19 protein-coding genes are annotated in these 19,876 nt (G+C 49.6%); 10 read left to right on the forward strand and 9 right to left on the reverse strand.

The window, feature by feature from the left end:
• Positions 1-8 precede the first annotated feature (8 nt).
• Positions 9-401: a RidA family protein gene (locus HRU77_02060; GenBank protein ID QOJ19589.1), complete on the reverse strand. Its 393-nt coding sequence runs from the start codon at positions 399-401 to the stop codon at positions 9-11.
• Positions 402-611: 210 nt separating this feature from the next.
• Between HRU77_02060 and murA the strand changes: the two genes are divergently transcribed.
• Positions 612-1,865, forward strand: a complete 1,254-nt coding sequence (gene murA / locus HRU77_02065) for a UDP-N-acetylglucosamine 1-carboxyvinyltransferase (protein ID QOJ19590.1) — start codon at positions 612-614, stop codon at positions 1,863-1,865.
• A 68-nt stretch (positions 1,866-1,933) separates the two neighbouring features.
• Here the strand turns inward: murA and HRU77_02070 are convergent, their stop codons facing one another.
• Positions 1,934-2,548: a hypothetical protein gene (locus HRU77_02070; GenBank protein ID QOJ19591.1), complete on the reverse strand. Its 615-nt coding sequence runs from the start codon at positions 2,546-2,548 to the stop codon at positions 1,934-1,936.
• A gap of 224 nt (positions 2,549-2,772) precedes the next feature.
• Between HRU77_02070 and argH the strand changes: the two genes are divergently transcribed.
• Entirely contained in the window at positions 2,773-4,176 is a 1,404-nt protein-coding gene (gene argH / locus HRU77_02075; protein QOJ19592.1) for an argininosuccinate lyase, read from the forward strand.
• A 239-nt stretch (positions 4,177-4,415) separates the two neighbouring features.
• Here argH and HRU77_02080 read toward each other — a convergent pair whose 3' ends face one another.
• Positions 4,416-5,615 (reverse strand): DUF4157 domain-containing protein, encoded by a 1,200-nt coding sequence (locus tag HRU77_02080; protein ID QOJ22031.1) that lies wholly within the window; start codon positions 5,613-5,615, stop codon positions 4,416-4,418.
• A gap of 509 nt (positions 5,616-6,124) precedes the next feature.
• Between HRU77_02080 and HRU77_02085 the strand changes: the two genes are divergently transcribed.
• From HRU77_02085 to htpX, 5 genes are all read left to right on the forward strand, one after another.
• Complete coding sequence (locus HRU77_02085) at positions 6,125-7,009, forward strand: fructosamine kinase family protein (protein QOJ19593.1); 885 nt, start codon at positions 6,125-6,127, stop codon at positions 7,007-7,009.
• A gap of 66 nt (positions 7,010-7,075) precedes the next feature.
• A complete protein-coding gene (locus HRU77_02090; GenBank protein QOJ19594.1) occupies positions 7,076-8,755 on the forward strand; it encodes a CTP synthase in 1,680 nt (559 codons plus the stop codon).
• Positions 8,756-8,822: 67 nt separating this feature from the next.
• Positions 8,823-10,106, forward strand: coding sequence for a phosphopyruvate hydratase (eno, locus tag HRU77_02095; protein ID QOJ19595.1), 1,284 nt, complete (start codon positions 8,823-8,825; stop codon positions 10,104-10,106).
• Positions 10,106-10,399, forward strand: a complete 294-nt coding sequence (ftsB, locus tag HRU77_02100) for a cell division protein FtsB (GenBank protein QOJ19596.1) — start codon at positions 10,106-10,108, stop codon at positions 10,397-10,399. Before eno ends, ftsB begins: the two co-directional genes overlap by 1 nt.
• Before the next feature lie 181 nt (positions 10,400-10,580).
• Positions 10,581-11,462, forward strand: coding sequence for a protease HtpX (gene htpX, locus HRU77_02105; GenBank protein QOJ19597.1), 882 nt, complete (start codon positions 10,581-10,583; stop codon positions 11,460-11,462).
• A 111-nt stretch (positions 11,463-11,573) separates the two neighbouring features.
• On the opposite strand, the gene HRU77_02110 is transcribed toward htpX, so the two are convergent.
• The gene (locus tag HRU77_02110; GenBank protein ID QOJ19598.1) at positions 11,574-11,918 is read right to left on the reverse strand and encodes an exosortase system-associated protein, TIGR04073 family; all 345 of its coding nucleotides are present in this window, start codon (positions 11,916-11,918) and stop codon (positions 11,574-11,576) included.
• 283 nt (positions 11,919-12,201) lie between these two features.
• Here HRU77_02110 and HRU77_02115 point away from each other — a divergent pair, with 283 nt between their 5' ends.
• Positions 12,202-13,482: a diguanylate cyclase gene (locus HRU77_02115; protein ID QOJ19599.1), complete on the forward strand. Its 1,281-nt coding sequence runs from the start codon at positions 12,202-12,204 to the stop codon at positions 13,480-13,482.
• 20 nt (positions 13,483-13,502) lie between these two features.
• Here the strand turns inward: HRU77_02115 and HRU77_02120 are convergent, their stop codons facing one another.
• The 5 genes from HRU77_02120 to HRU77_02140 all read right to left on the reverse strand — a co-directional run bounded on the left by HRU77_02120 (position 13,503) and on the right by HRU77_02140 (position 17,890).
• A complete protein-coding gene (locus HRU77_02120; protein ID QOJ19600.1) occupies positions 13,503-15,260 on the reverse strand; it encodes a lysophospholipid acyltransferase family protein in 1,758 nt (585 codons plus the stop codon).
• Positions 15,261-15,453: 193 nt separating this feature from the next.
• Complete coding sequence (locus tag HRU77_02125) at positions 15,454-15,843, reverse strand: PIN domain nuclease (GenBank protein ID QOJ22032.1); 390 nt, start codon at positions 15,841-15,843, stop codon at positions 15,454-15,456.
• Positions 15,843-16,034 (reverse strand): type II toxin-antitoxin system VapB family antitoxin, encoded by a 192-nt coding sequence (locus tag HRU77_02130; GenBank protein QOJ19601.1) that lies wholly within the window; start codon positions 16,032-16,034, stop codon positions 15,843-15,845. The genes HRU77_02125 and HRU77_02130 overlap by 1 nt, the downstream gene beginning before the upstream one ends.
• A gap of 87 nt (positions 16,035-16,121) precedes the next feature.
• Positions 16,122-16,865: an alpha/beta hydrolase gene (locus HRU77_02135; GenBank protein ID QOJ19602.1), complete on the reverse strand. Its 744-nt coding sequence runs from the start codon at positions 16,863-16,865 to the stop codon at positions 16,122-16,124.
• Positions 16,862-17,890, reverse strand: coding sequence for a zinc carboxypeptidase (locus HRU77_02140; protein ID QOJ19603.1), 1,029 nt, complete (start codon positions 17,888-17,890; stop codon positions 16,862-16,864). The genes HRU77_02135 and HRU77_02140 overlap by 4 nt, the downstream gene beginning before the upstream one ends.
• Before the next feature lie 202 nt (positions 17,891-18,092).
• Here HRU77_02140 and HRU77_02145 point away from each other — a divergent pair, with 202 nt between their 5' ends.
• Together HRU77_02145 and HRU77_02150 are read left to right on the forward strand one after the other, a co-directional pair.
• Positions 18,093-18,902 carry a UDP-2,3-diacylglucosamine diphosphatase gene (locus tag HRU77_02145; protein ID QOJ19604.1) on the forward strand — a complete coding sequence of 270 codons (810 nt, stop codon included), beginning with the start codon at positions 18,093-18,095 and terminating at the stop codon, positions 18,900-18,902.
• 66 nt (positions 18,903-18,968) lie between these two features.
• Positions 18,969-19,835 (forward strand): patatin-like phospholipase family protein, encoded by an 867-nt coding sequence (locus HRU77_02150; protein QOJ22033.1) that lies wholly within the window; start codon positions 18,969-18,971, stop codon positions 19,833-19,835.
• Positions 19,836-19,876: the final 41 nt, after the last annotated feature.

Consider the following 19,876-nt stretch of genomic DNA (forward strand, 5'->3'; position numbering starts at 1 on the left):
CGCCGCGCTTAATTTGGCAACACCATGATGGCGTCCATTTCCACCAGTGCGCCGCGTGGTAAAGCTTTAACGCCAACGGCTGCACGCGCCGGATAAGGCTGAGAAAAATGGCTGGCCATGATGTCGTTGACCAATGCGAAATTCGCCAAATCGGTCAGAAAGATATTGAGTTTCACGACATCGCTGAAACTGCCGCCGCTGGCTGCCGCCACTGCTTTCAGATTGGCAAAAACCTGCTGAATCTGCGCTTCGATATCGTCCGGCATTTGCATGCTGACCGGATCCAATCCGATCTGCCCCGACAGATAAACAGTGTACCCTCCCCCCTTCACCCGCACGGCCTGCGAATAGGTGCCGATAGCCTGCGGCGCGTCCGGGGTATGGATAATTTGCTTGGTCATTTTTTCTCCTGATGAAATTGATTCGATCTTTTTTGTTATAGTTGGCCTCTGCGAACAACCTTAAGGAAGCTCTTAAGAACTACCGCATTCGGTCATGCTACCTTTTTCAGAGCTTCCTTAATCGCACGATTGCGGTATGATGCAGCGAACTTTGGCGCATTTCAACCAAGCCGGAATTTTAATCGAATCTCCTTTTGAATTTTCCATTTCATGCAAAAACTGATTATCCAGGGAGGCTTGCCGCTGCACGGTGAGATCTCCATCTCAGGTGCAAAAAATGCCGCACTTCCGCTGCTCTGTGCCTCACTGTTGACTGAAGAATCCCTAAAAATCAAGAATGTTCCGGCATTGCACGACATCATCACCATGGTGTCGCTGCTCAAGCAAATGGGCACCCATGTGACTGAGCACGGCAACGGCGAAATTGTGCTGTCTGCCGCAACCTTGACTCACCTGATTGCACCTTACGAAATGGTCAAGACCATGCGCGCCGCCATCTTGGTGCTTGGACCTTTGCTTGCACGCGCCGGAGAAGCGGAAATTTCATTGCCCGGTGGTTGCGCCATCGGTTTGCGTCCGGTTGATCAGCATATCAAAGGCTTGCAAGCGATGGGCGCGGAAATCGCTATCCGGCACGGCTACATTCATGCCGTGGCGAAAAAATTACACGGCGCGCGCATTGTGTTCGATATCGTCACCGTCACCGGCACGGAGAATCTGATGATGGCGGCAACCTTGGCGGAGGGAACGACAATTCTTGAGAACGCCGCGCGGGAACCGGAAATTATCGATCTTGCCAACTGCCTGAATGCCATGGGTGCAAAAATTTACGGCGCCGGCACAGATATCATCACGATCGAAGGCGTTTCGTCGTTGCATGGCGCGGAGCACACGGTCATGCCGGATCGCATCGAAACCGGTACTTTTCTGGTCGCCGCCACCGCCGCCGGCGGTGAAATTCATTTAAAAAATACCGATGCGCATTTGCTCGACGCGGTTCTGGATAAACTCACCGAAGCGGGCGCGCGGATTGATTCCGAAGCAAACTGGATCAATCTGAGAATGCACGCAAAACCGAAATCGGTGAATGTGCGGACCGCGCCCTACCCGGCCTTTCCGACCGATATGCAGGCGCAATTCATGTCGCTCAATTGCATTGCCGCCGGTACCGCCATCATGACCGAAACCATTTTTGAAAACCGCCTGATGCATGTGCAGGAATTGAAGCGCATGAACGCCAATATCGAAGTGGAAGGCAATGCCGCCATTGTCACCGGCATCGCACAACTCGACGGCACCAACGTGATGGCGACCGATCTGCGCGCTTCGGCCAGTCTCGTGATTGCCGGGCTGGTTGCACAAGGTGAAACGGTGATTGATCGCATTTATCACCTGGATCGCGGCTATGAAAATATCGAAGGTAAATTATCCGCGCTAGGTGCACAAATCCGCCGCATTGAATAAATAAAAAAGGCTTTTGCCAATGCAAAAGCCTTTTCATTCACGGCAGCTAAATTTGCGGTGAATCTATTCTAGAATTTAGCTTGTTTGTAACTAACAACGAGAGTAGCGATTTTCTTGTTCAATCCCATGACAGGAACAACCAGAATTTTTTTACCGTCTACGTCCGATTTGACCGAGATTTTTTGCAGATTCAGAATTTCTTTCGGAAATATTTCCGTGCCTTTTGTTTCTTCCAGGCGTTTATCAGTGGAAACCAGTAATTGACCGTCTTCACCGATCAACACCACGCGTTCGGTATCTTTCATTCTCACAATTTCACTCAAGTATTGATCGATTTGATCAATATTGTTGCGAATCAACTCACCGCGCACCGCCCAAGACAAAACCTGCCCGAAACGTTCTTCTTCTTTTACATATTGCTGATCGGCGTATTCCCGAGCCTGTTGCGTAATCAGTGTGCGCTCGTTTTCAAGTTTTTTCGCCATATCGGATTCCACTTTACCGACAGCAATAAACTTCCACGCAATGACGACAAGGATGAGTCCAACTAATATCGCAAAATATTTGGCGGGCAATTGCGTGGTCGGAATTTTCTCTATCCATTCAAACTTGGCATTGAATGATGAGAGCAAATTTTCAGCTTTGGATTGTTGATTCGGGTTTTGTTTGTTGTAATCCGTCATGGATAACTCCTTGTAGTATGAATGGCAGAGGAAAACGCGAATTATCCACGAATCCTCTCAGAAGGAAAAGTAGCGCGCGGCAATTAAATACATTGATTCAGCATTTGCGCATCAGAAAAATTAAAGTGAATCGCCAATGTGCAAAATTACCGGCCTAGTATTTATGTTTTATAATTGCCGCTTGTTAGCGCTTTGATCGAAAAACTGAGGATTATAATCACGTCATGAATGACTCCGCATCGAAACAAGATAACACCCCCAAAACCTGGTCAGGACGCTTCAATGAACCGGTGTCGGCACTGGTAGAGCGCTATACCGCTTCGATCAGTTTTGATCAACGCTTGGCTGAGTATGATATCCAAGGATCGCTGGCGCACGCGCAAATGCTGGCGGAGCAATACATCATCAGTCACCAGGATCTGCTCGATATTCAGCGTGGCCTGCAACAAATCCGGGAAGAAATCCGCAATCATCAATTCATCTGGTCGCAACAGCTGGAGGACGTTCATCTCAACATCGAGAAACGTCTCACCGCATTAGTCGGCGACGCCGGTAAGCGGTTGCATACCGGCCGCTCGCGCAACGACCAGGTGGCAACCGATATTCGTTTGTTTTTACGTGCCGCAATCGATGAAACCATTAATCTGATAAAAGCCATGCAACAGGCGCTTCTCAATCTGGCGGAACAGCATGTTCACACCGTAATGCCGGGTTTTACCCATTTGCAAGTGGCGCAACCGGTTTCATTCGGTCATCATTTGATGGCCTATTTCGAAATGTTGAAGCGCGACGTTGAGCGTCTGATCGATTGCCGCAAACGAGTCAATCAATTACCGCTGGGCGCCGCCGCGCTGGCTGGCACCAGTTATCCGATCAACCGCGAGCGGGTGGCGCAGTTGCTCAATTTTGACGGTGTTTGCCAGAACTCGCTGGATGCCGTATCGGATCGCGATTTCGCCATCGAATTCGGCGCCTGCGCTGCACTAATCATGACGCATTTATCGCGCATGTCGGAAGAATTCATTTTATGGATGAATCCGTCATTCGGTTTTATTCAACTGGCCGACCGGTTCTGTACCGGCTCGTCGATCATGCCGCAGAAAAAAAATCCGGATGTGCCGGAATTGGTGCGCGGCAAAACCGGGCGCGTCAACGGTCATCTGGTGGCGCTATTGACGCTGATGAAAGCGCAGCCGCTGGCGTACAACAAGGATAACCAGGAAGATAAAGAACCGCTGTTCGATACCGTCGACACGCTGGCGGATACGCTGCGGATTTATGCCGACATGCTCGGCGGCGTGCGCGTCAATCACGACCAGATGCGCCAAGCGGCACTGCGCGGCTACTCCACTGCAACGGACTTGGCAGATTATCTGGTTAAAAAAGGTATTCCGTTTCGCGATGCACATGAAATCGTCGCCCGGGCGGTACAGTACGCTGAACAAAAAAGCTGCGATCTCAGCAAACTGGAATTGGACGAATTACAAACCTTCTCCACGCAGATTGAGGCCGATATTTTTACCGTCTTGACTTTGGAAGGCTCGATGCAAAGCCGCAATCACACCGGCGGAACAGCACCGGGACAGGTGCAAGCGGCAATTAATCAGGCGAAGCAATGGTTATTTTGAACCGTTGAAAATGCTTCAAATTTTATTGTCGCTAGCTACCTTTTTTAGAGCTTTCTAAGATAGTGAAGCTTGGTTTTAGGCTGAAATCGCTACGTGCCTGTAATTTCGCATTCCCTGCTTTACAAAATCTGACCCAAAGTTCGCTGACAGCATGCTGCGAACATTCAGCGGCTCAGCGGTAATGATGAGATTCTTTTTGCATATCTATCGCACATTAAGTTAATGATAACGAACTCAGACTACAGTCCCTGCCCTGTGAGAACTAACTGTGCTCCAGCGACCCTATGTTGTTCATTGGTCAATCGTTGACCATCGGCCGTTGCAGGGTTTGCAAAGGTCCAACCATGTGGTAGTTTTGTAGTATTTATCGGTAAAGGATTCTGATTTGAATAAACAGTTTGCGGTGAATCAGGATCACCGCCTGTTCGACTTGGCCAATAAAAGAGATTACTTGGATAATCACCAATCTTATAAATATAGTAGTTAAAAGCGGCATTCAGATTTCCAGGTGTGTTCGCATTCCCCTCAACCGCGTTTTTCAAAATAGCTTGATTATTCCCCGGTGCTCCGCCAATTCCGAGGTTGGCATACCGTGTAAGCAAAACCGCTGAAGCTGTAGCGACATTTTTGTTTGCCAACTGTCCATGCAAATTTTGCCAGATCGTTTGATAGGAACGGCTATGATTGCAGACAGTATTTGGCGGAACAGCACTGATCTCACTATTTGATAAAACCCAGTTCGTTGCAGCGCCATTAACGCTGGCGCGCTGATGCTGAACATTATTGATTTGCGTGGTTGCCGGAACAGCATTGTTATCATATTGAATAGCAGTATTACGTTGGACGACACGTTGAGCGTTTGGGGATAGTTGAGCAATATCCGGCTGAACGATTGTCTGACCACTTTCGCTTTGAAGGTTTGTTCCGCGCTCTGCGGCTTTCTTCCCCATCACATCCGCTTCATGCTCCAACCCGTGATCATCATTGACCGGAATCCCATCTTTCATCTGTATCGTAGACCGGACCCGTCCTTGCGCCTGCTGCACGACATGCCAGGCTTCATGGGGTAGATGCTGTTCCTGCCCCGGTGCGACATAAATATCCGTTCCCTGAGCATAAGCCAATGCGTTTAATTGCGCTGGTTGTGATGAGTTGTAATGTACCTTGACGTTGTCCAGAGACATATTTGAAAGCGATTCGATTCCCGTCTTGAGATTATCCGGCAATCCGGTGTTATTCGGTTTCACCGATTCTTTCACCTGTTGTGTAGTAACGATAGCATCGTTGTTGATATTCTTGGAGAATCTGCGCTGCGCCGCTTGGCGCGAGCTGTCATGGATTCTGTTTCTAGCAGTATGCTGTGCGATTATTCGAGGACTGTTATTGATCAAACTACGCAGTTGGCGCTGAGCTGTGATCTTTGGACTGTTATCAATCATCGTCTTCAATTGCGCCAATTCCCTCGCTTGCGCACTGCTCTTTGTCATGCTTTCCAATTGAATCATCTGCTCGCCTTGAGAGGATTCAATCGCTTTCCCAATATTTTGTTGCGTCGTCGATTGGTTTTGCGATTGACTATTATGTTTCACTCGAGCTTTTTCCATGGTGTTCTCCTTCCTTATCGCATCACGTTTTGTCTCGCTACAACCGTTTCCATAGCCATTCCTCCTGATCATGATTAATGGTGCATTAAGCAAGGTATTCGGTCAATAAGCACGGATAAATCTACGCAATCAGTTGCTTATACATAAATAAATCGTAATAACTAGTTCAAAATGCTAAAATGAAATGATTAGTTTGGCGAATCAGCCGTTTTTGTTATGTTGCACAAGAAGCCACAGCGACTACTGAACAAAAACAAGGATAAACCAGGTAAGGAAAAATCATTCACCGAACATCCGCAGCCGTCGCAAACAATCCACAATAAATTTTCTAAAAAACTTAAAACATGCATCCATGGCCTGAAATCGGCATACAAATTTCAGCCACTACCAACCGGAGCTTTAGCGTAAAAGAATTTGATCCCATCGGCGGCGGTTGTATCAATCAAGCCTATCGTATCAGCGACGGTTCGCAGCATTTCTTTGTTAAACTGAATGCCTTCGGCAGTCTCGATATGTTCGCAGCGGAATCCGCCGGTCTCGAGGAAATCCGGCAATCGGGGACGATACGCGTGCCGCAGCCCATTTGCTACGGAAACAACGATGAGATGGCATGGCTAGCGCTGGAGTACCTCGATCTCAATAGCGGCACGTGCGGTAAGGCATCCAGCTTGGGTGAGCAGTTGGCCGCCATGCATCGTGTGACTTCTCCGCAGTACGGCTGGTATCGCGACAATACCATCGGGCAAACACCGCAAATAAATTCATTTTCTTCGGATTGGATCGAATTCTGGCGCACGCAACGCCTGGAATATCAATTCAATCTGGCACAACGAAACGGATTCGCCGGGAAGCTGCAAAATCTGGGTGCGCAATTATTAAGCGATCTGGATAAATTTTTTTGCGATGCGCCCCCCTCCCCGTCGCTATTGCACGGCGACCTATGGAGCGGCAATTATGCCTACGACGCCAGCGGGGATCCGACATTATTCGATCCTGCGGTCTATTACGGCGATCGCGAGACGGATATCGCCATGACCGAACTTTTCGGCGGCTTCCCAGCCGATTTTTATTCCGCTTACCGCTATAATTATCCGCTGGATTCCGGTTATAATATCCGTAAACACGTTTATAACCTCTATCATATTCTGAATCATTTGAATCTTTTTGGCGGCAGTTATCGTCATCAAGCTGAACATACGATAAATACGTTGCTGGCTGAAATTCATTAATTTATTGATACGTCATTCGCTCAATCTCACTGATCTCATGAATCTTTCTTGTTACGATAACCGCTCATGACCAAATATGTCTTTGTGACTGGTGGTGTTGTTTCTTCCTTGGGTAAAGGGATTGCCGCCGCGTCTCTGGGTGCTTTGCTGGAATCGCGCGGCCTTAAAGTTACCATGCTCAAACTGGATCCTTATATCAATGTGGATCCCGGCACCATGAGTCCGTTCCAGCATGGCGAAGTATTTGTCACCGAAGACGGTGCTGAGACCGATCTGGATTTGGGTCATTACGAACGTTTCATCAGCACGCGCATGACGCGGCACAATAATTTCACCACCGGGCAGATTTACGAAAGCGTGATCCGTAAAGAACGGCGCGGCGATTATCTCGGCGGTACGGTGCAAGTGATTCCACATATCACCGATGAAATCAAGCGCTACATTCAAATGGGCGTCGGTGATGCACAAGTTGCGATTATCGAAATCGGCGGCACGGTCGGCGATATCGAATCATTACCGTTTCTGGAAGCTATCCGGCAGATGGCAGTGCAAAATCCGCGTACGGATACCTGTTTCATCCACCTCACCTTGTTGCCTTATATCGGTTCGGCCGGTGAATTAAAAACCAAACCGACCCAGCATTCGGTCAAGGAATTACGCGAAATCGGTATTCAACCCGATGTGCTGTTATGCCGCTCGGATCGCGAAGTTCCCAAGGAAGAGCGCAGAAAAATAGCGCTTTTCACCAACGTGCAGGAAGAAGCGGTGATTTCCGCCATCGATGTCGACAGTATCTACAAGATTCCGGGGCTGTTGCACGAGCAGATGCTCGACGAAATCATCTGTCATAAATTGAATATTCTGGCCAAACCGGCGGACTTAAGTGTATGGAAGAAACTGGTGTACGCGCTGGAGCACCCGAAACATACCGTCACTATCGCCATTGTCGGCAAATACGTCGACCTGACCGAATCCTACAAATCCCTGTCGGAAGCCTTGATCCATGCCGGCATTCACACTAACAGCCGGATTAATATCGTCTACATCGATTCGGAAAATATCGAAAAAGAAGGCACGGATAGCTTGACCGATATGGATGCCATCCTGGTTCCCGGCGGTTTCGGTAAGCGCGGCGTCGAAGGGAAGATCATGGCGATCAATTTCGCTCGCACTCACCGTATCCCGTATTTGGGAATTTGCCTCGGTATGCAATTGGCCGTGATCGAATTTGCGCGCAATAAAACCGGCATGAAAGGCGCGCATAGCACGGAATTTAATCCGGATACGCCCTATCCGGTGATCGGTTTGATCACGGAATGGCGCACGCGCGACGGACAAGTCGAAACACGCGATGAAAATTCCGATATCGGTGGCAGTATGCGGCTGGGCGGGCAGGAATGTATTTTGCAAAAAGATTCGCTCGCGTGGAAAACCTACGGCGCGGATACCATCGTCGAACGCCATCGCCATCGTTATGAAGTCAACAGCTTTTATATTCCTAAATTGGAAAAAGCAGGACTCTGCATCAGCGGTTTTTCCAAAGAAGAAAATCTGTGTGAAATGATCGAACTTCCTGAAACCGATCACCCGTGGTTTCTCGGCTGCCAATTTCACCCGGAATTCACTTCCACGCCGCGGCTGGGTCATCCGCTGTTCAAATCCTATGTTCAGGCCGCTATCCGCTTTGCCGGTGAACACCGTCAGCATGCCGCAGATGAAAAAATACACGCAGTACGCAACAACTAAATCATTCAAATTCTAATCGCAAAACTAACAAGCTTAAAAATCACAGTCAACACAGGGAAAATGTAGCATGAGTGCAATAGTAGATGTCATCGCGCGCGAGATTCTTGATTCTCGCGGTAATCCGACCATAGAAGCGGATGTTTTATTGGAATCCGGTGTACTGGGCCGCGCCTCAGTTCCTTCCGGTGCATCCGTCGGCACCCGGGAAGCAATGGAATTACGCGATGATGATGCGCAACGCTACTCCGGTAAGGGCGTGCTCAAAGCCGTGAACAATGTGAATACCGAAATTTGCGAAACGTTGATCGGATTGGATGCTTTCGAGCAAAGCTTCATCGACCGCGAATTGATCAATCTCGACGGCAGCGAAAACAAATCCAGGCTCGGCGCCAACGCCATTCTCGCGGTGTCGCTTGCCACCGCGAAAGCGGCCGCGGAGGAATCCGGCCTGCCGTTGTATCGTTATCTCGGTGGCGCGGCTTCGATGTCGATGCCGGTGCCCTTGATGAATTTGATCAATGGCGGTGCACACGCCAACAACAACATCAACATGCAGGAATTCATGATTGTGCCGTTGGGGATTGCCGATTTTCGCGATGCCATCCGTTGCGGCGCGGAAGTTTTCAACACATTGAAGAAACTCATCAACGGCAAAGGCATGCCGACCACCGTCGGTGACGAGGGTGGATTCGCGCCCAATCTGGAAAACAATGAAGCCGCGTTGCAATTGATCGTGCAAGCCATCGATCAAGCCGGCTACCAGCCCGGCAGAGATGTCGCCATCGGTATCGACTGCGCCAGCTCGGAATTCTACCAAGACGGCAAATACCACCTAGCATCCGACGGCTTGCATCTGACGTCGGAACAATTCGCCGATTATTTGGCGTCGTGGGTGGATAAGTACCCGATCATCAGCATCGAAGACGGTATGAGCGAACTGGACTGGAACGGCTGGGAATTGCTGACCGCCAAGCTGGGCAAATCGATTCAATTGGTCGGTGATGATGTTTTTGTCACCAACACAAAAATCCTGCAGGAAGGGATTAAGCGCAATATTGCCAATTCCATTCTGATCAAGGTCAATCAAATCGGCACGTTGACCGAAACATTCGCTGCCATTGAAATGGCGAAATGTGCCGGTTATACCGCCGTCATTTCGCATCGCTCCGGCGAAACCGAAGATACCACCATTGCGGACATCGCAGTCGCCACCAATGCCCTGCAAATTAAAACCGGTTCAATGTCCCGCTCCGACCGTCTGGCGAAATACAATCAATTGCTGCGCATCGAGGAAGATTTGGGAGACTCGGCCAGCTACGCCGGGCGGAGAGCGTTTTACCAGCTCAAATAATGAAACTGTTGAGTTTCACCCTGTTGCTATTCGTTGCCGCAATGCAATACCCCTTGTGGTTTGGTAAAGCCAGCTGGCTGAGAGTCTGGCAAGTCGATCAGGAAGTAATTGCGGCGCGGGAAGAAAATGTGCAACTGCAAAACCGCAACAATAAGCTCGAGGCCGAAGTCAACGACTTAAAGCAAGGCCTCGAAGCGATCGAAGAACGTGCTCGCAGCGATTTAGGCATGATCAAGGAAGGCGAAATACTCTTTCAGATCGTCAGGAATACGCCACAGAAATCCGCACCCTGAATTTCCGCGAACTCTTCCGGAAATTAAACACCTAAAATCAGACTGGATAATCATGAACCGGATGACATATGATCATCCGGTTTAATCCGGCAGTTTCAAATATAATCCGCTTGAAAAGCGATCAATCATTCATATATCAATAGCCGTTTCATTTTGAATTCGAAAAACCAGGAGTAAGAAAATGAAAAGAATTCTTCTTTTTTTAGCAACTAACTTGGCGATCGTCGTCGTATTAAGCATTACCTTACGATTGCTCGGCGTTGAAAAAATATTGGACGCACAAGGAACCGGCTTGAATCTCAATTCCCTGCTCGTATTCGCGACAGTATTCGGATTCGGCGGTTCTCTGATGTCGCTCGCGCTTTCCAAATGGACTGCCAAGCGCTTTACCGGCGCGCAAGTCATCGAAATGCCGCGCAACGCGCAAGAGCATTGGCTGGTGACCACCGTGCAACGGCAAGCTGAACTTGCCGGAATCGGCATGCCGGAAGTGGCGATTTACGATGCGCCGGACGTCAATGCTTTCGCCACCGGCATGTCGCGAAACGATGCGCTTGTTGCGGTTAGCACCGGCCTTCTGAATACCATGAGTCAGGATGAAGCAGAGGCCGTGCTGGCGCACGAAGTCAGTCATATCGCCAACGGTGATATGGTCACGCTGGCGCTGATCCAAGGCGTTGTCAACACCTTCGTCATTTTCCTGTCGCGCGTCATCGGCCATACCGTGGATCGCGTCATCTTTAAAACGGAAGAAGGTCACGGCCCCGCTTTCTGGGTCACCAACATCATCGCCGAAATCGTGCTTGGCGTGCTGGCCAGCATCATCGTCATGTGGTTCAGCCGTCAGCGCGAGTTTCGCGCCGACGCTGGCGGGGCGAGTTTAGCGGGAAGGGAAAAAATGATTGCCGCCCTGCGGCGCTTGCAAATAATTCACGAGCCGGCGCATTTGCCCGATCAACTGGCTGCTTTCGGTATTTCCGGCGGCAGTAACGGATTTTCACGCTTATTCATGTCGCATCCGCCATTGGAAGAAAGAATCACGGCTTTAGAAATGCAACGATAAACATCTCGTTAATCGGTATAAAAAACGCCGTACGATGACTTCGTACGGCGTTTTAATTTTGCATCAGCTACCGCTTGCCAAAACCGGCAGAAAACTTCTGCGGCAACTTGATCAATAGGAAGTTTCCCGCGAAAAATCTTGCCAGATATAAGGCGGATTAACCGATGGTTTTGTAGGAACCAGAAAAGTGACAGCATCCAATGCTCCCACCAAGGTACGGCCGACCGAGTGCATCACGCCCATACCCAATCCGATAGTAATACCGTAAACCGGCCCTTCTTTCTGGCTGGTTAAAATAATATTCTTGGGTAACTCCAACCAGCCAGTTAGTGTATTGGCTACGCCACTCGCCAGTTTCTCAGCCGAGTTATTCACATAACTGTCGGAAGCGACAGCTTGGGATGAGAAAAGGAACAATATTGAAAGCACCAAAGACAGTTTAACAATGCTCCTCATCAAAAAATCTCCTTTATACAGTTTTAGAAATTGATTTCTGCTCAACCAAGAAAATAAGCAAAAATTCCCCAGCAGTTTACCTCTTCACAACGCATCAGACAAATCCATGCTCATGAAAGGGATTGTGCATGAACGGGCGGATTATCGGCATTAAAAAGCGCAAAAAAAGAAATCTCCTCAAAAACCCGACGGAAATGTCGATAACCATGCTCCCGGCAGACAGGCAATCCGTGGAATTCTACCGATCGTAATCCGATTGACGTCATTGGAGGAGTATCACAGCATGGAAGGACTTATCGTTGAACCATCCAGAACTTACCAAAAATTGCTTTCAACCGCGATAGAATCGGGCGGATTGGGAACCAAGCAGGTTTCAACCGGCAGTGAAGCGCTATCGCTGCTGAAAAAACAGCCTTTTGATCTGGTCTTCATTGCCACGCACTTGCAGGATATGGATGGCCCCATGTTTTCGTCGCAATTACGCGCCGATTCCCGTACCCGGCAAATCCCGCTGGTCATGATTACCGCCAACGACGATAAGCAATTCCAGGACGAAGCATTTTCCGCCGGCGTGACAGAAATTTTTTCCAAGCACGAGTTGGATAAAATTACCAGTTATACCGTACAGTTCTCCAGAAAAAGATGCTGCAAAGCGATGAGCGGCCGCATCTTGTATCTTGAAGACAACTCGCCCACAACCGGCACGGTGATTGCGTTGCTCACGGATTGCGGCTACACGGTCGATCATTTCAGTAACGGCGAGGAAGGATTGCACACACTTCAATGTAATGACTACGATTTGGTGCTCGCAGATACTTTGTTGAAAGGAAGATTCAATGGCCAGGCAATCGTAAAAGCGATCCGCAGTCTTGAGAGCGAACAAAAAGATGTGCCGTTGCTGGTCTTCTCGGTTCTTGACGATACTACGCGTAAAGTGGAATTGTTGCGTTCCGGTGTCAATGATTACGTCAGCAAACCACTGATTCAAGAAGAATTACTGGTGCGAATCAACACACTGATCAGCAATAAGAAACTGTCAAGCAAGGCAATCTCGCAACTGGCTCAAATGCACGAGCTGGCAATGAAAGATCCGCTTACCGGTTTATATAATCGCCATTTCCTGCTGGAAACGGCACCATCGAAACTGAGCGAGGCTGCCCGGCACAGCATTCCTTGCAGCCTGATTATGATCGATATCGATCAGTTCAAGTCCATCAATGACAAATTCGGTCTTGCTAGTGGAGATAGAGTATTGAAAGAAGTTGCCGAGATACTCACCGGTTCTATTCGTAGAGAAGATATCGCTGCCCGTTATGGCGAGGAAGAATTCGCGCTGCTGCTGCTCCATTGCGACATTTCCGGCGCGGTGATGATCGCCGGAAAAATACGCCAATCGATCGAGAATCTGCAACCATCCGGCATCGATGTCACTGCAAGCCTGGGCGTCGCTGAATTACAATCCACTTCATATAACGACTTCACCGATCTGCTGAGAACCGCTACGGAAGCAGTTCACCGAGCTAAATCCGCCGGATGCAATCAGGTTTCCGTACACCATCCGTAACACAATTCCGTGCGCAGTCATTAAGCGGAATTCCGCTCCAGCATGGCGGCTGCATGGCTCTCGATATAGCGCTGCTGTTTCTTTTCCTTGATGGCATCGATATGCACCAGAATCAACGCATCGACACAGTTTGAAAATTGCGGATCGATATTGAATCCCAGAAACTCGCAACCGCCCGGCTCGCACAATTCGACATATTGTTTATACAGCACCGGCACCTTGACACCGGATGCGTCGAGTTTCTCTTTCAACAACGCGACCGCGTGCTTATAGTCCGTTTCATCGGTAACGCGATGGTATTTCTCAAAATCCGCTACAGTGTCGAATTCAAATTGTAATCTCGATTCCGCGAACTTTTCTTTGTGACCGAACAGCGTGTGATAAAAACTTGCAATTACCTGCTGCGCCGGTTTGGGCAGTGATGTGCTCATCGACACCGGCCCGGTCAGGTAGCGTATTTCCGGATGCCGGTGCAAATAAGCGCCGATGCCGTACCACAAATAATCCAGGCTGCGTTTGTTCTGATAACGGGGTTGAATGAAACTGCGCCCCAGTTCGATCGATTGCTCCAGATACGGTAAAAATGTCGGATTGAATGCAAATAAACTATGCGTATACAGTCCTTCCGCGCCACGTGTTTTGATAATTTTTGCCGCTTCGCCGATGCGGTACGAACCGATAATCTCCAGCTCGTCCTCGTCCCACAAAATCAGGTGGCGGTAGTAGCGGTCGTAACTGTCGATATCCAGCGCATTACCGGTGCCTTCTTGCACCTGGCGGAACGACAATTCGCGTAACCGGCCGATTTCCCGCATCATGCTGGAATTCGGCTGGTAATCGAACAGATAAATATGTTTGCCATCCTGCGTTTTGCCGATCAACTGCGACGCTTTCAATTCCTTGCGAATCTGTTTGGTGCGCACGGGATGGATGATGTTTTCGATCGGCTTGAACAGCTCCTTCTTTTTCTTCTTGCCGAGCAGATACACTTGCTTGCGCATCAGCTTCGCCACATCTTTTTTGGACAAATCCATCGCCGCGATCGATTCCCACGGAATCGGCTTGCCGATACGGAACGAAATCTCGCCGCCCTGCTGGTTGAACATTTCGTTGACCAGCATCATTGTACCGAGCGGCTTGTAAATACTCGATAAGCCGTAAAATACCGCGGAATTTTTGCCGCCGATATGCACTGGTACAATCGGCGCTTTGGTTTTCTTCGCCAGCGAAATAAAACCGGATTTCCATTTACCGTCGCGCACGCCGAGCGGTGAAATACGCGACACCTCGCCGGTAGGGAAAACAATCACCGCTTGCTCCGCTTCCAGCGCAGCGACAATCTGATTCATGCTGTCGCGATGCTGCGCAACTTTGGAAAAATTATCCACTGACAGAAGCAAACTTCTCAGCGGGTCGATGCAATCCAATAAGCTCGTTGTCACAATTTTCACATCGGTACGAATCTCCGACACCAATTTCAGCAAAGCCAAGCCATCCAACGAACCGAGCGGATGGTTGGCCACGATCAGCACTCGCCGCTGATCCGGAATGCGTGCCCGATCCTTACTCGAAACCTGAAACGAAAAGTTGAAATGCTCCAGCACCGCATCGTTGAATTCCAATCCTTCCAAATGCCGGTGCGTCTCGATAAAGCGATTGATCTCATCCTGATGCAACACCTTCTTCAACAACGAAGACGCTGCTTTCATCAGCGGTTTATCGCCCTGCGCATCCGATCCCGGAAAATAATCCTTCAACATCGCATCGACATCCAGCATGCACTGACTCCATCATAAAATTGAATGCGAGATACGATAGTGATGTTTTGTGACAGAATGATGACAATTAGCCTTTTTGATGAGCTATAGAATAAATTTTTGTAAGATAGGCAATTCTGCAATGAGCAAAAATGAAATAGTCAATACATTAGAGTTGCAATAACCTCTCTATTTCTGGTCCCTTTTACAAACTCTATGCAGCCATCAATTTGAGATGCGCAACACATGGATCGAAATCACGGTCGGAAAAAAGCAAAGGCGTTTTGGTTTCGATGCAGTACGTGGCGATAAGACAATCGATGGTTTTTCGGATGGTAATACCTTGTTTTCTAAGCGCGCGATAATTTTGAGCAGACTGAATCGCCAGATCGGTGTTGCACAGCTGCACCTGTTCAAGCTCGGTCAGCAGTGATTTAGCAATCCGGTAATCCTTGTCACTCCTAAATCCTTGCAGCACTTCCGCCAGGATCAAGTCTCCAACAACGATTACCGTACTGGACAGATAATGATCGAGTTTTTCAGTCTGATCGGTGATTTTACCGTTGAAAAAATCCACCCACACACTGGTGTCGACCAATACCATCAATCCATTCTCATTTCATCGAGATTGCCGTCCCAACTCAACTTACCCCGAAACTGCCTGATCTTTTCCTGTTTTTTTATTCTTATCAAGGTTAACAAGCCAAGTTCTACTGCTTCTTTTTTGGTCTTTACTCCCGTGAGTTTGATTACTTCATCCATCAATTCGTCGTCAATAACAATATTTGTTCTCATCACGCCTCCATGTGTATCGTTACGCTTTATTCTACACATAGAATGCAGAATTAACACATAGTTCACGCGTACTGACTGGAAGTCGATTTACCGTTTATCAAACCACTGCTTGATACGCTGAACCACCCATTCCGGTTCATCCAGCGGTAAATCATGTCCGGCGAATTCATGTTCGACATAATCGGTTTTCCAGGTTTGCGCCAGTTTCCAGCTGCAACGATAATCGACCAATCGATCTCCCCGGCTGGTGACAACCAATAACGGTTGCTGCGGTTTTGCGGTGATTGAAAATTGCATGGCGGCGAGCAATTGGTTTCTGGCGCTGGCGGGCGCTACCGGGTTTTGCTGTTGCCATTGCTGCCAGGATTCAAGCAGTTTGCCGTCCTGCGAGTGGCGGTTGGAAGTCAGGCGCAGAATATCGGCTTCCCGTTCTGCGCGGGAATGGAAAAGCAGGCGCAACAAATGCGCATACGCCGTCCAGCGCAAGCGGCGATAAAACGGCGACAATGGCCTGGCGCTGGTGTTGATCAGGACGGCCGCTTCGATTTCGGCGGGATAGCGCGTCATCCAGTCGATCGCGATCATACCGCCCATCGACAAAGCAATCAGCCGGACCGGTTGACTCCGGTTAACTTGCTGGCGCAGCGCATCGGTCATTCCGGCGATGGTATCCGGGCTGATCTCATGATTGCGCACGCCGTTGCCGGCAACGTCCGGTGTGCTGATCAACGCGCCGGGGAATCGTTGCTGCAAATGTCCGGGAAATTCGCCCCAATGCCGCGCTTCACGCCACAGCCCGCGCAGTAACACGAAATGCGCCGGATGATTCATGGGTACCACAGCGCCAGCGCTTGTTGTTCCAGTTGCTGCGCGTCGCTGCGGTCGAGCCAGTTTTGATACGACAGCGTGGCGTGCAGCAGAAATTCCATCAGGATCAAATGGCTTCGCAATACCCGGTTAAGCCGGTGCGGCTTGATCGGATGGTACAAACCGAGCAGTTGCCGCAATTGCAGTGGATTCTTGCGGATCCAGCGCCACGAACCCATCTCCAGCGTCAGCGGCAGAAAAATATTGCTTTGTTGCAACGACTGCAAATACAGAAAATCCCACAAATCGCCATGCACCAGATAATGCTGCGACTGCGGCTCGAACAGATAATCCTGATGCGGGTAGGTTTGCATGAACAGGTTGCGTAAATAGCACACTTCCTTCAAATGCTTGATCGGTTCCAACCGGCTTCGGGCATACGGAAACCAGATTTGATTGCGGAATCCGAAACCGGAATGGCAGTCGAGCACCAGACTGAACGGCGCGGGAAACACTTCCTGCGTGATGAAATCGCACAACGCTTGCGCTTCCGGCTGCATCGGCTCGTGGCTCTTGCCGCGGTACCACGGTAAAAGCGGCGAAATCCGGTGTCCGCCAGCCAGCAAAATTGTTTTCTCATGGCTATCAAGCGGCGCATTACGCATCAAATCGATGCCTTGTGCGTTGGCGCGGGTTTTATTCAACATTCCGGCGGGATTGACGATCGGCAGGAAGTGAATGCGCACCCGCTGCAATATATCCACCAGCACGCGATCCCATTTCAGCCGCTCCAGCAACCCTTCGAGAAAGGCAATTACTACTTGCGTGCCGATGCGCTCCAAGCCATGAACTCCGGCGACATACGTCACGCACGGCACGTCCGGATCGCGGCTGCCGAGTGTCAGCGCATACACCGGTAACAGGTCATCGCCGCACGGCACCCGGCACAGTACCCGGCTCTGCAAGCGAGTTGCATCGCCTTCCTGCAGAATGGCTTCGATTTGTTCCAGCTCGGGAAAGGGTTGTTTGCTCGTTGACAGCGCGCGCATGGTTGCTGAATTCAGTGTGACCGGAATCCCGGTTGCAGTAAAAGGCGAATGTTACTCGAATCCTTTCACCGGCATCAAAGAAAACAGCGCTAGCGCTTATTTTTCATCAAGATGTCATCAATATTTAACAAATGCTTCAAACAGGCTTAACAAACGGCCTTTATGCTGCGAAACCATCTTTTATTCATTTAAAAAGGTAAATATGGTTAACAACAAAGCGTCCATCAAAGTAAGAAGCGTTTGGATCTCGGATGTGCATCTCGGATTTCGCGGTTGTCAGGCGGAAGCCTTGCTGCATTTTCTGCATTCGGTGGAAACCGATTATCTCTTCCTGGTCGGCGATATCGTCGATTTTTGGAGCATTAAAAAGACCCCTTACTGGCCGCAGCACCATACCAATGTCATCCGCTCCATCCTCGGCAAGGCCAAACACGGCACCAAAGTGATTTATGTGCCAGGCAATCACGATGAAGCGTTACGGGACTGTATCGGTCACGTATTCGGCAACGTCGAGATTCACCAGGATTACGTGCACACCACCGCCGAGGGCAAGAAACTGCTGATCATGCACGGCGACGAGTTCGACATGATCGTCAAAAACAGCCGCTGGCTCGCCAAGCTTGGCAATATCGCGTACGACACGCTGCTCGATCTGAATCATTACCTCAACGGCTTGCGCAAATTCTTCGGCTACTCGTACTGGTCGCTGTCCGCTTACTTGAAGCTGAAAGTTAAGAATGCAGTCAGCTACATCAGCAGTTTTGAAGAAGCACTGGCGCATCTGGCCAAGGATCGCGGCGTCGACGGTGTTGTCTGCGGCCATATTCATCACGCCGAGCTGCGGGAAATCAATTCCGTACTCTACTGCAACGACGGCGACTGGGTGGAAAGCTGTTCCACTTTGCTGGAACACCTCGACGGTTCGCTGGAACTGGTTTTTTGGGCTGAGCGGTTTGAGCAGCACAAAAATCTCGTGCAAGCAGAATTGCTAGCCAGTAAGAAAGCGGCTTAAATTCATTTGAAACCCGCATCGTCAGCCAAAACCGTTTTAAGCCTGGATGGCGGCGGCAGCCATCTGATGATTCAATTGGGCGTGCTGGCTTGCCTGGAAGACGATACCGGTGCTTCCACTTACGATTTGTTCGATCTGATTGCTGGTTCTTCATCCGGCGGGTTGATCACCTGCTTGATTCTCGGACGGCAATTCAGTGCAAACCGTATCATCGAAAAAATCTTGCAGGAGAAATTGCTGCAAGAAATCATGGCGGAGCAGCGCTTCGGCCGTTGGCTGCGCACACTGCAAATACGACCAAAATATCAAGGAATCCCGAAGAGGTTGGTATTACAACGGGAATTAGGTGATGTAAAATTGTCTTCCCTCGCCAAGCGGATTTTTATTCCCTGTTTCAATCTCAGTCAGGATCAATTGGAAATTTTCACCAACGGCAGTCAACCGGATTTTTTACTCAGCGAAATCGCCGATGCCTGCACAGCTGCGCCCTCCTATTTTCCACCGGTGCAAATGCAGGATGGCGATTGGCGCATCGACGGCGGCGTCGGCATGAACAACCCTGGTTTCAGCGCTTATCTCCATGCGCAACGCTGTTGGCATCAGTATGACATTAAACTGCTGTCGATCGGCTCCGGCTGGCGCAGTTTTGCCATCAACGGCGCCAAAGCCAGCCGCTACGGCGGCTTGCAATGGTCGGCGCAAGGTATTGCTTCGATCATACTGCGGGAAAAAATGCTGAGCAATGTGAAAACCACTGCGGAAGTCTTAGGCGACCAAGTGCTGTATATCAATCATTACTTGAAAGACTTTGACATGCCGGATCACATGGATTCGGCCAATAATGCAATCGTGCAACAAAAAGCGCTGGAGATCGGCAAGCGTTGGTATACCCAGCAGCGCGAACAAATCCTCGCTTTGCTGCAATCCCGCTAACAGCAGCGCCATATTCTCCTGGCTGCAAGTTCCTCTTTTTG

The organism is Gammaproteobacteria bacterium, assembly GCA_015709615.1.
In the GTDB taxonomy this organism is placed as follows: domain Bacteria; phylum Pseudomonadota; class Gammaproteobacteria; order Burkholderiales; family Nitrosomonadaceae; genus Nitrosomonas.